This is a genomic window from Actinomadura sp. WMMA1423, assembly GCF_006547145.1.
In the GTDB taxonomy this organism is placed as follows: domain Bacteria; phylum Actinomycetota; class Actinomycetes; order Streptosporangiales; family Streptosporangiaceae; genus Spirillospora.
The window spans coordinates 3,636,801-3,653,073 of the sequence record NZ_CP041244.1 but is presented as its reverse complement, the minus strand read 5'-3'; the positions used below and the strand labels follow the sequence as shown (position 1 = coordinate 3,653,073).

Below are 16,273 nucleotides of genomic sequence, written 5' to 3'. Positions count from 1 at the left end.
CGTGCCAATCAGCCGCCCTTCGCCCTTAAATGATCTTATTGGCCGCCGTTGCCTTCTCGTTTCACATGAGGAGACGGATGTGTCGGACTCGCCGGACGAGGCCGAGCGGAAAGGATTTGCGTCCACGGAGGTGAGTGCGGGCCAGTCTCTTCGGGGCGCTCCCGGCTGGAACTCCGCGACGTCCAGGCACGGCGCTGCGAACGACCGGCAGGCAGGATCGCTGCGGAAGCCCGGACGGGGGCGGGGGAGCCGCCCTTGTCTCCGGTCTGTGAGGCGCCCCCGGCAGGATTCGAACCTGCGGCACCCGCTTTAGGAGAGCGGTGCTCTATCCCCTGAGCTACGGAGGCTTGTCGTCGCTCGCGGTAGAGCGTAGCGGACGGCACCTACAGGGTAGGGGAAGGGGCGCGGTGGGCGCTCCCCCTTATGCACTCGGGGCTCTAGGCCGGGCGGGGGGCGTATGGGTACGCTTCCGTCCCGTGACGGGACGGCATCGCGGGCAGCCGAAGGACCAGGGCGCCGAGGACGCGGCGGGCGAGGAGCCCCGGCGCGGCAGGCGGATCACGGTCGTCGCCGCGGCGTTCGCCGTGCCGGTGCTGGTGGCGTCGGTGATCGCGTTCGGGCTGAGGGACGAGCCCGTCAGGGAGCGTCCCGAGTCGGCGGGCGGGGCCGCGCGCAGTGCCGCGCCGGTGACTCCGGACGGCGAGCCGACGTTCGGGAAGTACGTGCCGCCGGAGTCGGAGCCGCAGGTGGCGACCAAGCCGCCGAAGCGGGTGCCGAGACCGGTGGTGACGCCGCGGCGCAGGGCGACGCCCGCGCCGTCGCCCTCCACGTCCGTGCCGGGGCGGCGTCCGTGCCCGGCGGGCTGGGAGGACGTCTGGTGGATGCGCCGGTGGTGCGAACATCACCGAGGCCGCTGAACCGGTTACGGACTGGTCATCGTAGAAGCTGTAGTAGCGTTCTCGCGCTGATCCGATTCTGGGCATCAGGAGGAAAACCACCGTGCCGTACCCCCGGTCGGCGGCGCTGACCGCGGTCTTCCTGGTGATGACGATGTTCTCACCGCACAGTGCCGCGCACGCGGCCGCGGGGGCCGACTCGCTCGAGTCGCTGCGCCGCGAGGCGACGAAGGCGCGCACCGAGCTGGAGAAGGCCACCAAGCAGATGGAGGGCCGGAAGAAGAGCCTGGCCGAGTCGCAGGTGAAGCTGCGCACGACGCTGAAGGACCTCGCCGGGGCCGAGGCGGAGCTGAACCGGATCCGCGAGCCGCTGGCCCGGCTCGCGAACACCTCCTACCAGCAGAGCGGCGCGGCCGGCTCCATGGCGATCTTCGGTGGCGGGGACCCGAGCACGGCGCTGCGGTCGACCGCGGACGTGACGCTGATGGCGAGGTCGCAGCAGGCGCTGGTGGACCGTGCCGACGAGCTGCAGGACCGGCGGCAGAAGCTCGCCTCCGCGGCGCAGGAGCTGCAGTCGCGCAACGCCGTCGACCAGACCCGCCTCCAGCAGGACGTGGACGGGTTGAAGAGCCGGTCGGCGCAGCTGACGAAGCAGCTCAACGCGATGCTCGACAAGCTGGCGGTGACGCGGCAGAAGCGGTTCGAGCTCGGGTGCGACAAGTCGCTCGCGAGGGACGCCAAGAAGTTCCCCAACGGGCTCATCCCGTCGAAGTACCTGTGCCCGCTGCCGCAGAAGGGCGGGCACATGCTGCGGGCGGACGCGGCGCTCGCGTTCTACAAGCTGAACGAGGCGTACAAGCGCGGCTTCGGCCGCGACATGTGCGTGACGGACGCCTACCGGAGCCTGTCCGAGCAGCACCGCGTGTACGCGCAGCGGCCCGGCTTCGCCGCCGTCCCCGGGACGAGCAACCACGGCAAGGGGCAGGCGCTCGACCTGTGCGGCGGTGTGCAGAGTTCGGGTTCGGTCCAGTTCAATTGGATGGAGGCCCACGCCGGGAAGTACGGCTGGATCCACCCCTCCTGGGCCTACAGCAATCCGTTCGAGCCCTGGCACTGGGAGTACGGGACCGAGGAGGGGTGAGCCGGGCCGGCCGCCGTCAGGTGGAGGACGGGACCTCGTTGGCGGGGAGCACCTCGGCGGTGCAGTAGCGGCAGCGGCGGGCCCTCACCGGGATGTCGCTCAGGCACTGCGGGCACTCGCGTTCGGTGGCCTCCTTGCCGCGGTCCATCCGCTCGATCAGCTTGGCCGTCGGGAGCACGACCAGGAAGTAGACGATCACGGCCGTGATGAAGAACGCGACCGCCGACGTCACGAAGATGCCGTACGGGAACTTGGTGCCGTTCACGGTGACGACCAGCCGGGTGTAGTCGGGCTCGCCGCCGAGGAGGGCGATCAGCGGAGTGATGAAGGAAGTCGCGAAGTCCTTCACCAGGCCTGCGAACGCCGCTCCGACGACGAACGCCACCGCGAGGTCGACCAGGTTCCCGCGGAAGAGGAACTTCTTGAATCCGCTCATGACGGCTCCAGGGGGTGTCGGGGGTCGTGCCCCTGGCTGAGGGGGCACCGTAAACGGCTACGGATCGTATTGAAGTCATCCATAATTCGCCAATTCGGCCCCCGAAGCCCTGACCTGCGCTCCCGGGGCCTAGGAACTGTCGCGAAGGACCCCCGCCACGCGCGCGAACGCGTGACCTGCCCGGCGGAGCGAAGCCGAAGGCGAGCGGAGCCGGGCAGATCGCGAAGCGATGCCGCGTTCGCCCAGGAACGGTCACGTAGCGAGCCGCTAGGCGAGCGAAGTGGGCCGGGCCTGAGTAAACACAGCCGCAAGGCGAGCGAAGTGGGCCGGGCCTGAGTAAACACAGGATTGGTGATCGTCAGGGCGAGGGGGGCGCCGGCTCCGGCCAGGGCCACCGCTTGGGGGCGGTCGGTCGCGAGGACGACCAGGGCGCCGTTCCGGGGGCCGTCCTCGGCCGGGGGTGGGACCGCTATGACCGGTACGTCCGACACCACCACGCGGGACGCCTCCCAGCGGGAACGCGGGCCGGACGGCTCGCTCGCGGGGGCGGCCTCCGAGGGGGTGGTCAGGACGTCGACGTGGTCGCCGGCGTGGACGAGGCGGACGGCGCCCGCGTCGGCCAGGCGGACCGGCGTGGCGACCGTGCCGGGGCCGCGGCCGCGCAGGAGGCCCGCGCCGACGAAGCGGGCGTCGGTGAGGGGTTCGCCCCGGCGCACGGGGCCGGCGAGGACGCGGCCGGCGCCGCCGGATCGGAGCGCGCCCGCCGGCACGGCCTCCGGTGGCAGGTCGAGGTGCCGCAGGTCGGATGGGGCGAGGGACGTCCCGGAGGCCAGGTCGCGCGCGGCGGCCAGGACGCGGACGGACGGCGGCGGCCCGGGGCGCAGTGCCAGGAGCGCCAGGCCCGCGGCGGCCGCGGCGAAGAGCGCCGCCAGCGGCCGCCGCAGGCGGGCTAACCGGGCGCTCACGGCAGTTCCAGCGGGAGCTTGATGCCGTCGAGGACGCCCGGGCAGGGGCAGGAGCGCTCGGTGGGCAGGGCCTTGACCACGTCGGCGACGACGCCGCGGAGCCGGTCGATGTTGTCGCCGAAGACGCGCAGTACCTCCTCCATGGTGACGCCCTCGCCCTCCTCGATGCCCGCGTCGAGGTCGGTGACGAGGCAGAGCGAGGTGTAGCAGAGCGCCAGCTCGCGGGCGAGGACGGCCTCCGGATGGCCGGTCATGCCGATCAGCGTCCACCCCTGGGAGGCGAACCACCGGGACTCGGCCCGCGTGGAGAAGCGCGGGCCCTCGATGACGACGAGGGTGCCGCTGTCGACCGGCTCCCACCCCGAGGCGCGCGCGGACTCGGCGACGGCGCGGCGGCCCGTCGGGCAGTACGGGTCGGAGAACGAGACGTGGACGGCGGCGCCGTGCTCGTAGTAGGTCTGGTCGCGCCCGGACGTCCGGTCGGCGAGCTGGTCGGGGACGGCCAGCGTGCCGGGCCCGTGGTCGGGGGTGAGGGAGCCGACCGCGCACGGCCCGAGCACCTGGCGGACGCCGAGGGACCGCAGCGCCCACATGTTGGCCCGGTAGGGGATCTTGTGCGGGGGGAAGCGGTGGTCGCGGCCGTGCCGGGGGATGAACGCGACGCGGCGGCCCGCCAGCTCGCCGATCGCGACGGGGTCGCTCGGCGGGCCGTAGGGGGTGTCGACCCGCACCTCCTCGACGTCGTCGAGGAACGAGTAGAACCCGGAGCCGCCGATGACCCCGATCTCGGCGGTGGGCTGGGACGCGGAAGCCGAAGTGGACATGTCGCCGACCCTAGCCACCCGGGCGCCGTCCCCGGCAGGCCGTCCACCGATTGTGGATAACTCCGGGGGGCGGGGCGGGCCCGGCCGGAGCCGGGCCCGCCCACCTTCCGGGGACGTCAGCCGACCGGGTCCAGCACCTTGGCCTTCTCGGCCGGCGCCTCCTTCGCGAGGCGGCCCGGGACCCAGATCCGCCGCCCGATGTCGTAGGCCAGCGCGGGCAGCAGCAGCGACCGGACGACGAGGGTGTCGAGCAGGACGCCGAACGCGACCGCGAAGCCCATCTCGACCATGAACACCAGCGGCAGCGTGACCATGGACGCGAACGTGGCCGCGAGGACGAGGCCGGCCGAGGTGATCACACCGCCGGTGACGGCGAGGCCGCGCTGGATGCCGCGCCGGGTGCCGAGCGCCTGGGACTCCTCCCGGACGCGGTGCATCAGGAAGATGTTGTAGTCGACCCCCAGCGCCACCAGGAAGATGAAGGTCAGCAGCGGGAATCCGGAGTCGGTGCCCTCGAAGCCGAAGCCGTGCTCGAAGATCACCGCGCAGGCGCCGAGCGAGGCCAGGAACGACAGCACCACGGTCCCCATCATCAGCAGCGGCGCGACGACGGCGCGCAGCAGCGCGATGAGGATGAGGAACACCACGCCGAGCACGATCGGGATGATCACCTTGTTGTCGCGGGCCGAGGCGCGCTTGATGTCCAGGGACGTCGCCGTCATGCCGCCGACCTTGGCGTCCGCCGACGGGACGGCGTGCACCGCGGCCCGCAGGCGGTCGATGGTCGCGCGCGCCGCCTCGCTGTCGGCGGAGTCCTTCAGCGTCGCCTCGTACTTGACCAGCCCGCCGGCCGTGACGGGGGCGCTCACCTCGGCGACACCCGTCGTCGCGCGCACGGCCTCGGCGATCCGGCCGGACGCCGGCGCCTCGCCGATGACGACGGCCGGTGCGCCCGAACCGGCGGCGTAGTGCCGGGCGATGACCTCCGAGCCCTTCACCGAGTCGGGCTTGCCGGTGAACTGGCCCGCGTCCGACAGGCCGTCCGCCTTGAGCGAGCCCAGCCCGAGGGTGAGGACGATCAGCCCGAGCATGGTCGCGGCCCAGAGCGCGCGCGGGCGCTTCCCGACCATCGCCGCCACGCGGCTCCAGACGCCGTGCTCGGCCTCGTAGGCCTCGGGCTCCAGGTACTTGGCGTCGTAGCGGGGGACCAGCGGCCAGAACAGCCACCGGCCGCAGATGACCAGGAGGGCGGGCAGCAGGGTCGTCATGGCGGCGAGCGCGGTGAGGACGCCCGCGGCAGCGACGGGGCCCAGGCCGGCGGTGGAGTTCATGTCGGCGAGCAGCAGGCACAGCAGGCCGACGGCCACGGTGGCGGCGGACGCGATGACCGCGGGGGCGGCGCGGTGCAGCGCGTACGCCATGGCCTCGTGCCGGTCCTCGTGCCGGTGCAGCTCTTCCCTGTAGCGGGCGACGAGCAGGAGTGCGTAGTCGGTGGCGACGCCGAAGACGAGGACGGTCAGGATGCCGGCGCTCTGGCCGTTGACCGTGAGGTCCGCGTACTTGGCGAGCAGATACACGGTCGACTGGGCCAGTCCCAGGGCGAAGACGGCGCTCAGCACGGGGACGAACCACAGGACGGGGCTGCGGTAGATGAACAGCAGCAGGACGATGACGACGAGGCCGGCGGCCATGAGCAGGAAGCCGTCCAGGCTCTGGAAGACCTCGAACTGGTCGGCGCCGCCGCCGGCGGGCCCGGTGACGTGCGAGACCAGGCCGGGAGGTCCGCGCTGGGCGATGTCGCGCGCCTGGTCGACGGCGGCGGTGAGGTCCTCGTCGGTCAGCGGCACGAGGGTCTGGAGGGCCTTGCCGTCCTTGGACGGGAACGGCCCCTGGGCCTTCTGCGCTCCGGGCAGCTTCTGGAAGGCGGCCGCGTCGGACTCGGCCTTGGCCTTGTCCGCCGCGGTGATCCCGCCGGACCGCTCGTAGACGATGACGGCGAGCATCGTCTCGTCCTTGCGGAACCGCTCCTCCAGCTCGACGACCCGCGTGGACTCGGCGCCGGCGGGCAGCCAGGACGCGGCGTCGTTCTTCTCCACGTCGCCGAGCTTGCCGGCGAGGGGGCCGAGGGCCGCCAGCAGGACGATCCACAGGGCCAGGACGGCCCATTTGGTGCGCCGGCCGGCGATGAGTCCGGCCATGCGGTGTGTCCGTGACCTGGGGGAGGGCGGGCTTGGTGCGCTCATGGGTCCTCTCCTGTGCACCGAGGGGATATCGAGATATGTCGTGTTCGCCATAGGTTCTCTCGACACGCGAGACATGTCAAGTACTATCGCGAATCTCCCGAAGAGCCTGCCCCCGCCCCTGTCGCGAAGCCTCTCGTGCTTAGATTATCTCTAAGTTAGAGCAAAAATGGCGCCGTGCGAGGAGAGGGGCCCTGCCGGGCCGGGTCGGCTCCCTGATCTCCTCCATGGTCTCGAAACACGTGCAACAACGCCTCCGGCGTGGGAACGGACCCGCCCTACCTCTTCTGAGGCAAGCGAAGGCCGCCGCCTACCCCTGGAGGTGTAGGCGACGGCGTGGAGGTACGACAAAGGCCGGGGGATCCGGCGGGATCCCCCGGTGCGAGCGGAGAGGCTTAGAGGTCGTAACAGAATCAGCGGACGAGGCGGCGCCAGCAGATGATGGCGGCGGCCAGGGTCATGAAATGCTTCGTGAATGTCGTCGCGGGTCTCCCAGCGGATGCGCAGGCGGCGGAACCAGTGCAGCAGGCCGATGGTGCGTTCGACGACGTAGCGGTGGACGCCCAGTCCCGAGCCGTGGGGGCTGCCGCGGCGGGCGATGACCGGTTTGATGCCCTTGGCCCAGACCATGCGGCGGTATTTGTCGTGGTCGTAGCCGCGGTCGGCCAGCAGCCGCTCGGGCCGGCGGCGGGGGCGTCCGACCCGGCCTCGGACGGGCGGCACCTTGTCCAGCAGCGGCATCAGCTGGGTGACGTCGTTGCGGTTGCCGCCGGTCAGCGCCACGGCGAGCGGAGTGCCGTGCCCGTCGGTCAGCACATGGTGCTTGGAGCCCGACCGGCCGCGGTCGACCGGGCTCGGCCCTGTTTTGGGCCGCCCTTGAGAGCCCGGACGTGCGAACTGTCGATCACCGCCCTGGACCAGTCCAGCTGCCCGGCGGCGTGAAGCTCCTCCAGCAACAGCCGGTGCAGCCGCTCCCACACCCCGGCCTGGTGCCACTCGGCCAGCCGCCGCCAGCACGTCATCCCCGACCCGAACCCCAGCTCCTGAGGCAGGAACTCCCACCGAATCCCGGTGTGCAGCACGAACAAGATCCCGCACAGCACCTTGCGGTCGTCCAACCGCTTACGCCCAGCGTGGTGCTTGCGGCGCTCGACCTTCGGCAGCAGCGGCTCGATCCGCTCCCACAAGCTGTCGGCCACGATCCATGGCGGTTCCTCACCTCTACGCACCCGCCCACACCACACCCCGACATCACGCCATGTCGCATCACATGCACATTTTGTTATGACCTCTTAGGCGGTCAGGCGACCTTCTCGGACGAGGACGACGTCTTGCTCGCCGACGAGGACGACGAGTCGGAGGACGACGAGGACGAGTCCGACTTGGCGGAGTCGCTCGAGGAACCGCTGGACGACTCGTTGGACGAGCCGTTCGACGACCCGTTGGACGAGGCCCCCGCGGTGGAGGCCGACTTGCCGGAGCCCCGGCTGTCGGTGCGGTAGAAGCCCGAGCCCTTGAAGATGATCCCCGCGGCGGAGAAGACCTTGCGGAGCCGGCCGCTGCACGCCGGGCACTCGGTCAGCGCGTCGTCGCTGAACTTCTGCACGACCTCCAGAGGTTCGCCGCACTCGGTGCAAACGTACTGATACGTCGGCACGGTTCCTCCTCGCTGCCTCAGCCCGGCCGCGGGCCGGACTGGCACTCACTCTAGACGACTGCTAATGGTACCCATGCCGAGAACAGGATTCGCCCCCGGGATGTTCCCGGTTGTCCCCAGGCCGCGCCCGACGGGCCGGGCCTGGGGCCTGCCGGGCCCGGCCCGCCCGTCCCGTCCCGGGCCGGTGCCCTCGGTCAGTTCCCCTTCTCCCCGAACCAGCCCGCCAGCCTGCCCTTGCGGCTGACCGCGCGCAGCCTGCGCTCGGTGGCCTCGCGCACCTCGGCGGTGGTCACGACCAGCAGGGTGTCTCCGGCCTGGAGGGGCGTGGTGGGCTCGGGAACGAAGCTCGCCCCGTCCCGCACGACCAGGGTGATGGACGCGCCGGGCGGCAGCCGCAGCTCGAAGATCTCCACGCCGCTCATCATCGAGTCGACGGGGATGCGCACCTCCAGCAGGTCGGCGTGCAGCTCCTCCAGCGGCGCCGCCTCGACGTCCAGCTCGCGGGTCTGCTCGTCGCTCGTCAGCCGGCACAGCCGCGAGGCCAGCGGCAGCGTCGGCCCCTGGAGCAGGGTGAACACGACGACGATGTTGAACACGATCGCGAAGAGCCGGTCGGCGTGCTCGACGTCCGCCACCATCGGGATGGTGGCGAGGACGATCGGGACGGCGCCCCGCAGCCCCGCCCAGGACGCGAAGATCTTCTCGCCCCACGACAGTCCGAACCCCATCGTGGACAGCACCACCGAAAGGGGACGGGCCACCAGCAGCAGGATGAAGCCGATGGTGAGCGCCGGCAGGATGTGCCCGGGGAGGTCGCCGGGGTCGGCCAGCAGGCCGAGCATCACGAAGAGCCCGATCTGCGCGAGCCATCCGACGCCCTCGGCGAAGCCCCGGGTCGCGGGGCGGTGCGGAAGCCGTGCGTTCCCGAGGACGAGGGCGCTGACGTAGACGGCGAGGAACCCGCTGGCGTGCATCAGGGAGGCGGCGCCGTAGGAGCCGATGGACAGCGACAGCACGGCGATGGGGTAGAGGCCGGAGGCGGGCAGCGCGACGCGGCGCAGCGCCTGCGCGCCCAGCCAGCCGATGGCGACGCCGACGATGCCGCCCGCGACGAGCTCGTACACGATGACGCCGAGCAGTTCGGCGAGGTTCGGGACGCCGGTGTGGGCGCTGAGCGTCACCACGATGATCACGACGGGGGCGTCGTTGAAACCGGACTCGGCCTCCAGCAGGCCGGTGAGCCGGGACGGCAGCGGAAGCCGCCGCAGCACCGAGAACACCGCGGCCGCGTCGGTGGGGGCGAGCACGGCGGCGAGCAGGAACGCCGGGCGCCACTCCATGCCGACGAGCCACATGGCGGCGAGCGCGACGACGACGATGCTGATCAGGGTGCCGAGGGTGGACACGCTGAGGGCGGCCGGGACCGAGGGCCGCACGCGCCGCCAGCTGGTGGTGATGCCGCCCTCGGCGAGGATGAGCACGAGGGCCGCGAGGCCGAGTGTTTCGGCCAGTTCCGCGTTGTCGAACCGGATGTGGAGGGGGCCGGACTCACCGATGAGAAGGCCGAGGCCCATGTACGCCAGCAGCGTGGGGAGGCCCGCCTTGTGGGACAGCCGGACCGCGATGATGGCGCTGAGTACCAGCGTGGCCCCGAGGAGTAGCCAGATGTCGAGGTGCACATCCCGCCCTTCGAGGTCGTCAAACTTGATGGTTTAGGAATCCTACAGATTCGTCGGCCGATCACATATTTTCGGTTGAGGGACGGCGTGTCCGGGATGCCCGCTATCGCCGGATGACCTGGTTGCTTATCCCGTTCACTACGTTCTGCACGTCCTGTCCCTGAACGGCCGCGGTGACGTTGTCGCGCACCATCCCGAGCAGGTTCAGCTGCGACTGGACGGATCCCCCCGCCGCGTGGGGCGACAGCAGGACGTCCTCACGGGAGCGGAGCGGATGGTCCTCCGGCAGGGGCTCCTGCTCGAAGACGTCCAGCGCGGCCCCTGCCAGACGTCCCGACTCCAGTGCGGCCAGTACGGCGCCGTCAGGCGCGATGCCCCCGCGCGCCACGTTCACCAGCAGAGCCCTCTCCGGAAGCAGGGCCAGACGTTCCGGGCCGATCAGCCCCCTCGTCTCCTCCGTCAGCGGCAAGGCGAGGACGAGGATGTCGGAAGTCGCCAGGAGGTCGTCCAGCTCCCGGTAAGTCGCCGCCGCCTCGGGACGCCGCCGCCTCGTCCAGTACGAGACCGCGCAGCCCAGGGCCGCGAACAGCCGCGCGGCCTCGGCGCCGATCGCGCCGAACCCGACGATCCCCACCCGCTGCGCGTGGATCTCGCGCGGGTTGCGCTGGGTCATCTCCATCTGCGGCCACCCGCCCGCCCGGACCGCCCGGTCGCCCCAGGCGAGGCCGCGGCACAGCGCGAACGCCGCGCCGACGGCCCACTCGGCGACCCCGCGCGCGTTGAAGCCCGCCGCGTTCGCCACGGGCACGCCCGCGGCAGCCCACGCCTCCAGGTCGATGTTGTCGGTCCCGACCGAGGGCATCTGGACGAACGAGACGCGCGGCGCGGCGGCGGCCGCCTCGGCGTCCAGGGCCAGCCGTCCGGTGAAGTCGCCGATCACGAGGTCGGCGTCGCCGAGCGCGGCGAGCAGGCCCGCGCGGTCCCTGGTCTGCGGGAACGCCACCTCCGCGGCGTCCCCCAGCGGCGCGAACAGCCCCTGGACGATCTCGTCCGCGATCGGGGGCAGGGAAAGGATCCGCCACGGCGCCGTCATCTCGAACCTCCCGTCAGGCGTACTCGACCGCGTCCCCCCCCAGCCGCGATCTTGGCCCTCTCACTCTACGAGCAGGCCGTCCGCCCCGAGCAGGTCAGCCCAGGCGGACCAGCCCCTCGGACGGGGTCACGGCCGCCCGGACGCGCTGGTCGTGCGCCTCGGCCGGGAGGCTGTCGACCAGCTCCCCGTCGTACAGCAGCGCCGCGGTCAGGATCGCCGGGCCCACGCGCGCGAGCGCCCGGTCGTAGGACCCGCCGCCGCGGCCGAGGCGCACGCCCCCTCGGTCGACCGCGACCGCGGGGACGAGCACGACGTCCGCGCTGGCCACGGCGCCGGGACCGCGCGGCGGTTCCGAGGACTCCAGGCATCCGCGGGCGCCGGGCACGAGCGAGTCGGGCCCCTCGTAGGAGGCCCAGTCGAGATCGCCGTCCGGGAGCAGCCGGGGGACCAGCACGTAGGTCCCGCGCTTCCAGAGCGCGAACAGCAGGCTCCGGGTGTCCGGCTCATCGCCTATGGAGACGTATGCGGCGATGGTCCCGGCCATCTCCACCTCCGGGAGCGACAGCAGCGCGTCCCGGATCGGACGCGCCGCGCCGAGGCGCGACTCGGGCGGCATAGCCGCACGTCGTCCCAGCAGTTCGGCCCGGAGGCCCGTCTTCGAACGGATGTCGTGCACGCTGTGGTCCTCGCGGATGACTAGGGTCAGTACATGGCCGACATTGCACCAGTGCTCAAAGCGGTCGTCCCGGCGGCCGGCCTCGGTACCCGATTCTTGCCCGCGACCAAGGCGACTCCCAAGGAGATGCTGCCCATCGTCGACAAACCGGCGATCCAGTATGTCGTGGAGGAGGCCGTCGACGCGGGCCTGTCCGACGTCCTCATGATCACCGGGCGCAGCAAGCGGTCCATCGAGGACCACTTCGACCGAGCCTACGAGCTGGAGGAGGCGCTGCGCGCGAAGGGCGACGACGAGCGCCTGGAGGCCGTGCACGAGTCCAGCGACCTGGCGATCATGCACTACGTCCGGCAGGGCGAGCCGCGCGGCCTCGGCCACGCGGTGCACTGCGCCCGCCAGCACGTCGGGCGCGAGCCGTTCGCGGTGCTGCTCGGCGACGACATGATCGACGCCCGCGACAAGCTGCTGCAGCGCATGATCGAGGTGCGCGGCCAGCACGGCGGCAGCGTCATCGCGCTGATGGAGGTCGAGCCCGACCAGGTGTCGGCGTACGGGTGCGCGGCCATCGAGGCGACGGACGAGGAGGACGTCGTCCGCATCTCCGACCTCGTGGAGAAGCCCGCCGCCGAGGAGGCCCCCAGCAACTGGATCATCATCGGCCGGTACGTCTGCGACCCCGCCGTGTTCGACGTCCTGGAGAAGACCCCGCCCGGCCGCGGTGGCGAGATCCAGCTGACCGACGCGCTGCGCACCCTCGCCGACATGCCCGCCGACCAGGGCGGCGGCGTCTACGGCGTCAAGTTCCGCGGCCGCCGCTACGACACCGGCAACAAGCTGGAGTACCTGCGGACGGTCGTCCAGTTCGCGGCGGAACGCCCCGACCTCGCGCCGGAGTTCCTCCCGTGGCTGCGCGAGTTCGTCCGCGCGCACGACGGCGTGGGCGACGCCGCGGATTCGTGACGGCACGTCAGACTGGGGCCGTGGGCATGAGAACGGTCGACGAGCATCTGACGGAGATCCTCGGCAGCGTCCCGGCGCTGCCGCCGCTCGACCTCGCGCTGCTGGAGGCGCACGGCACGGTGCTCGCCGAGCCCGTGTCCGCGCCGGTGCCGCTGCCGCCGTTCGACAACTCCGCGATGGACGGCTACGCCGTCGTCGCGGCCGACATCGCGGCGGCGACCGAGGCCGCCCCGGTCTCGCTGCCGGTCGTCGGCGACATCGTCGCGGGCGACTCCGGCGTGTCGGCGATCCGGCCCGGCCTGACCGCCCGGATCATGACGGGCGCGCCGCTGCCGGCCGGCGCCGACGCCGTCATCCCCGTCGAGTGGACGGACGGCGGCAACGCCACCGTCCGGATCTCGCGCCCCGCCCCGCCGGGCAACTACATCCGCCGGGCGGGGGAGGACGTCCTCGCCGGCCAGGTCGTCGCCGAGGCCGGCACCCGGCTCTCCGCCCCGCAGATCGGCATGCTCGCCGCGGTCGGACGGTCCCGGGTGACGGTCCGTCCGAGGCCCCGCATCGTGGTCGTCTCCACGGGCGACGAGCTGCGCGAGCCGGGCACCTCCCTGGCGCCCGGCCAGATCTGGGAGTCCAACAGCTTCATGCTCACCGCCGCCGTGGTCGAGGCAGGCGGGGTGGGTTTCCGCCAGACCACGGTGCAGGACGAACCCGGCAAGGTCCTGGAGATGCTCCACGACCAGCTCGTCCGGGCCGACGCCATCGTCACCACCGGGGGCGTCTCCATGGGCACCAAGGACGTCGTCAAGGAAGTGCTCACCGGCACCGGGACGGTGGGCTTCCACAAGGTGCGGATGCGTCCCGGCAAGCCGCAGGGGTTCGGTCTCCTGGAAGGCACTCCCATCTTCACGCTCCCAGGCAACCCGGTGAGCGCGTACGTGTCGTTCCAGGTTTTCGTACGTCCCGCCCTACTGGCCATGCAGGGGCTGCCGCCCGAACCGCTTCCCACCGTGAGCGCCGTCCTCGCCGAGGACGTCAAGTCGCCCGCGGGGCTCCGCCACTTCCTCCGGGGCAGGCTGTCGTCCAACCGGGGCTTCCACACCGTGACGGTGTCCGACGTGCAGGGGTCGCACCAACTCGGCTCCCTGGCGTCCGCCAACGCCCTCATCGAGATCCCGGAGGACGTCGAGACCATGCCGGCCGGTTCGCACGCCGAGGTCATGAGGTTGCCGTCATGAGCGCCATGGGTTCGGAGTTCACCCACCTGGACGACAAGGGCTCGGCCCGCATGGTCGACGTGTCGTCGAAGGACGTCTCGTCCCGGACGGCGACGGCCACGGGGCTCGTCCGCCTGTCGCCCGAATGCGTGGCCCTCCTGCGCACCGGCGACATCCCCAAGGGCGACGCCGTGTCCGTCGCCCGCATCGCCGGGATCATGGGCGCCAAGCGCGTCCCCGACCTCGTCCCGCTGTGCCACCCGATCGCGCTGCACGGCGTCACCGTCGACCTCGACGTCCGCGACGACGGCGTGGCGATCACCGCCGTCACCCGCACCGCCGACCGCACCGGCGTGGAGATGGAGGCGCTCACCGCCGTCACCGTCGCGGCGCTCGCCCTGGTCGACATGGTGAAGGCCGTCGACCCCGCCGCCGTCATCACCGACGTCCGCGTCGAGGAGAAGACCGGCGGCAAGACCGGGGTGTGGCGCCGATGATCAGGGCGATGGCGGTCACCGTCTCGAACCGGGCCGCGGCGGGCGTCTACGAGGACAGGTCCGGCCCGGTGCTGGTCGAGATGCTGGAGGACCTCGGCTGCCAGGTGGACGGCCCCGTCGTCGTCCCGGACGGCGAACCGGTCGCGGGCGTCCTGCGCGACGCCGTCGCCGCCCGCTACGACGTCGTCGTCACCACCGGCGGAACCGGCCTCACCCCCACCGACCAGACCCCCGAGATGACCCGGACGGTCATCGAACGGGAGGTACCGGGCATCGCCGAGGCCATCCGGCTGGAGGGCCGCGAGAAGGTCCCCGCCGCGATCCTGTCGCGCGGCCTCGCCGGCCTCGCGGGCCGCACGCTCATCGTCAACCTGCCCGGCTCGACCGGCGGCGTCCGCGACGGCATGACCGTCCTCGGCCGCGTCCTGCCCCACGCGGTCGACCAGATCAACGGCGGCGACCACCCCCGCCCGCCGGCCTAGGGAGCCCGCCGCCCAGGGCCCCTGCCGTGGAGGACAGCCACCCCCCCATGCTGGGCCCTTCCCCTCCTGGCAGCGCCGGGGCCGGATGGCCGCTAGACGCGGACGCCGGTCTCGGTGAAGCAGGCGAGTCCGGGCTCGGGCGCCGCCGCGTCCGTCACCAGGGCGTCGATCTCGTCCGGGTCGCAGATGCGGGCGACGCACGGTGGCCGACTTTCGCCGCCGCGGGTGCGGGTAGGCATCTGCTGCTGCGCGAGTTGGTCGAGGTCGCGGCGGATCCTCGCGGTCATGGAACAATCAGTATCGATCATATGTGCGCACGTGGGGGTTCCATGGCGAAGCCGGACGATGACCGCGCCGTCACCTTGACCAGCGCGAGGATCGTCCTGCCGGGCGGCGTCCGCGACGGCTCCCTCCACGTCTCCGGCGGCACCATCACCGCCGCCCCCGGCGCCGGGGAAGTGATCGACCTCGCCGGCCGGTACGTCGTCCCCGGCTTCGTGGACATGCACGTCCACGGCGGCGCGGGCGCCTCCTACCAGCTGGGCGATCCGGACGACGCCCACCGGGCAGCCTCCTTCCACCTCGCGCACGGCACCACCACCACGATGGCGAGCCTCGTCACCGGCGACCCGGAAGAACTGGCCGCCGCCGTCTCCGGTCTGGCGGACCTCGCCGCCGGCGGCGTCATAGCGGGCGTCCACCTGGAGGGCCCCTACCTGGCCCGCTCGCGGTGCGGCGCACACGACCCGGCCCTGCTACGCGACCCCGACCCCGCCGAGTTCCGCCGCCTCGTCCGCCTCGGCCGCGGGCACGTCCGCATGATCACTCTCGCGCCCGAGCTGCCGGGCGCCCTCGGCCTCGTCCGGGAGGCGGTGGACGCGGGCGTGATCGCGGCCGTGGGCCACACCGACGGCACCGGAGAGGCGGCCCGGGCGGCGTTCGACGCGGGCGCCCGCGTGGCGACGCACCTGTTCAACGCGATGCGCCCGCTGCACCACCGCGAGGGCGGCCCGGTCGCCGCCGCCCTGAACGACCCCCGGGTCACCGTGGAACTGATCAACGACGGCGTCCACGTGGAGCCCGCCGTGGCCCGCCTCGCGTTCGCCGCCACGCCCCGCGTCGCGCTCATCACCGACGCGATGGCGGCCGCCGGGATGGGCGACGGCGACTACCGCCTCGGCGTGATGGACGTCGAGGTCCGCGGCGGGCGCGCCACCCTCGCCGGAGGGACGTCCATCGCGGGCAGCACGATCACCATGGCTGAGGCGTTCCGCCGCGCCGTCACCGACGTCGGACTGCCGATCGAGCGGGCCGCCGAGGCCGCGTCCCTCACCCCGGCCCGCGCGCTCGGCATCGACTCCCGCGTCGGGTCGCTGGAGCCCGGCAAGGACGCGGACCTGGTCGTCCTGGACGGCGACCTGCGCGTCGACCGGGTCATGAAACGGGGCCGACTCGTGTGACGGCCGTGGCCGGACGCCCCGCGTGCCCGATTTCTCGGCGACAATTGATGGCG

General features: G+C 72.2%; 16 protein-coding genes, 1 tRNA gene and 1 pseudogene. 7 read left to right on the top strand and 11 right to left on the bottom strand.

What is annotated here, in order from left to right; all coding sequences use genetic code 11:
- Positions 1–274: 274 nt before the first annotated feature.
- A tRNA-Arg gene (locus FKD65_RS16915) sits at positions 275–347 on the bottom strand.
- Between the two features lie 129 nt (positions 348–476).
- Between FKD65_RS16915 and FKD65_RS16910 the strand changes: the two genes are divergently transcribed.
- Both FKD65_RS16910 and FKD65_RS16905 read left to right on the top strand, forming a co-directional pair.
- Positions 477–917, top strand: a complete 441-nt coding sequence (locus FKD65_RS16910) for a hypothetical protein (protein WP_141578408.1) — start codon at positions 477–479, stop codon at positions 915–917.
- Positions 918–999: 82 nt separating this feature from the next.
- On the top strand, positions 1,000–2,037 hold the full coding sequence (locus FKD65_RS16905; RefSeq protein WP_141578407.1) for a D-alanyl-D-alanine carboxypeptidase family protein: 1,038 nt from the start codon (positions 1,000–1,002) through the stop codon (positions 2,035–2,037).
- Positions 2,038–2,053: 16 nt separating this feature from the next.
- Here FKD65_RS16905 and FKD65_RS16900 read toward each other — a convergent pair whose 3' ends face one another.
- The 9 genes and pseudogenes from FKD65_RS16900 to FKD65_RS16860 form a co-directional block, all read right to left on the bottom strand.
- A complete protein-coding gene (locus tag FKD65_RS16900; RefSeq protein ID WP_141578406.1) occupies positions 2,054–2,473 on the bottom strand; it encodes an MscL family protein in 420 nt (139 codons plus the stop codon).
- On the bottom strand, positions 2,470–3,438 hold the full coding sequence (locus FKD65_RS16895; RefSeq protein WP_141578405.1) for a Flp pilus assembly protein CpaB: 969 nt from the start codon (positions 3,436–3,438) through the stop codon (positions 2,470–2,472). The genes FKD65_RS16900 and FKD65_RS16895 overlap by 4 nt, the downstream gene beginning before the upstream one ends.
- Entirely contained in the window at positions 3,435–4,262 is an 828-nt protein-coding gene (locus tag FKD65_RS16890) for an S-methyl-5'-thioadenosine phosphorylase (RefSeq protein WP_141578404.1), read from the bottom strand. The genes FKD65_RS16895 and FKD65_RS16890 overlap by 4 nt, the downstream gene beginning before the upstream one ends.
- A gap of 116 nt (positions 4,263–4,378) precedes the next feature.
- Complete coding sequence (locus FKD65_RS16885; protein WP_240810186.1) at positions 4,379–6,460, bottom strand: MMPL family transporter; 2,082 nt, start codon at positions 6,458–6,460, stop codon at positions 4,379–4,381.
- Between the two features lie 195 nt (positions 6,461–6,655).
- Positions 6,656–7,701, bottom strand: a pseudogene (locus FKD65_RS16880) (IS5 family transposase).
- 101 nt (positions 7,702–7,802) lie between these two features.
- Positions 7,803–8,159, bottom strand: a complete 357-nt coding sequence (locus tag FKD65_RS16875; RefSeq protein ID WP_141578402.1) for an FmdB family zinc ribbon protein — start codon at positions 8,157–8,159, stop codon at positions 7,803–7,805.
- A gap of 194 nt (positions 8,160–8,353) precedes the next feature.
- A complete protein-coding gene (locus tag FKD65_RS16870) occupies positions 8,354–9,838 on the bottom strand; it encodes a potassium/proton antiporter (protein ID WP_141578401.1) in 1,485 nt (494 codons plus the stop codon).
- 103 nt (positions 9,839–9,941) lie between these two features.
- A complete protein-coding gene (locus FKD65_RS16865) occupies positions 9,942–10,931 on the bottom strand; it encodes a D-isomer specific 2-hydroxyacid dehydrogenase family protein (RefSeq protein ID WP_141578400.1) in 990 nt (329 codons plus the stop codon).
- A 94-nt stretch (positions 10,932–11,025) separates the two neighbouring features.
- Positions 11,026–11,607, bottom strand: coding sequence for a 5-formyltetrahydrofolate cyclo-ligase (locus tag FKD65_RS16860; protein ID WP_141578399.1), 582 nt, complete (start codon positions 11,605–11,607; stop codon positions 11,026–11,028).
- A gap of 33 nt (positions 11,608–11,640) precedes the next feature.
- Here FKD65_RS16860 and galU point away from each other — a divergent pair, with 33 nt between their 5' ends.
- From galU to FKD65_RS16840, 4 genes are read left to right on the top strand one after another with little or no spacing between them, the layout of a single operon-like run.
- Positions 11,641–12,567: a UTP--glucose-1-phosphate uridylyltransferase GalU gene (galU, locus tag FKD65_RS16855; protein ID WP_141578398.1), complete on the top strand. Its 927-nt coding sequence runs from the start codon at positions 11,641–11,643 to the stop codon at positions 12,565–12,567.
- Between the two features lie 26 nt (positions 12,568–12,593).
- A complete protein-coding gene (glp, locus tag FKD65_RS16850; RefSeq protein WP_141586880.1) occupies positions 12,594–13,802 on the top strand; it encodes a gephyrin-like molybdotransferase Glp in 1,209 nt (402 codons plus the stop codon).
- Between the two features lie 5 nt (positions 13,803–13,807).
- On the top strand, positions 13,808–14,278 hold the full coding sequence (moaC, locus tag FKD65_RS16845; RefSeq protein WP_141586879.1) for a cyclic pyranopterin monophosphate synthase MoaC: 471 nt from the start codon (positions 13,808–13,810) through the stop codon (positions 14,276–14,278).
- An 8-nt stretch (positions 14,279–14,286) separates the two neighbouring features.
- Positions 14,287–14,760, top strand: coding sequence for a molybdenum cofactor biosynthesis protein B (locus FKD65_RS16840; protein ID WP_240810185.1), 474 nt, complete (start codon positions 14,287–14,289; stop codon positions 14,758–14,760).
- 92 nt (positions 14,761–14,852) lie between these two features.
- Here the strand turns inward: FKD65_RS16840 and FKD65_RS16835 are convergent, their stop codons facing one another.
- On the bottom strand, positions 14,853–15,047 hold the full coding sequence (locus FKD65_RS16835) for a hypothetical protein (RefSeq protein WP_141578396.1): 195 nt from the start codon (positions 15,045–15,047) through the stop codon (positions 14,853–14,855).
- 42 nt (positions 15,048–15,089) lie between these two features.
- Between FKD65_RS16835 and nagA the strand changes: the two genes are divergently transcribed.
- Entirely contained in the window at positions 15,090–16,220 is a 1,131-nt protein-coding gene (nagA, locus tag FKD65_RS16830) for an N-acetylglucosamine-6-phosphate deacetylase (protein WP_141578395.1), read from the top strand.
- The last annotated feature ends 53 nt before the right edge of the window (positions 16,221–16,273 follow it).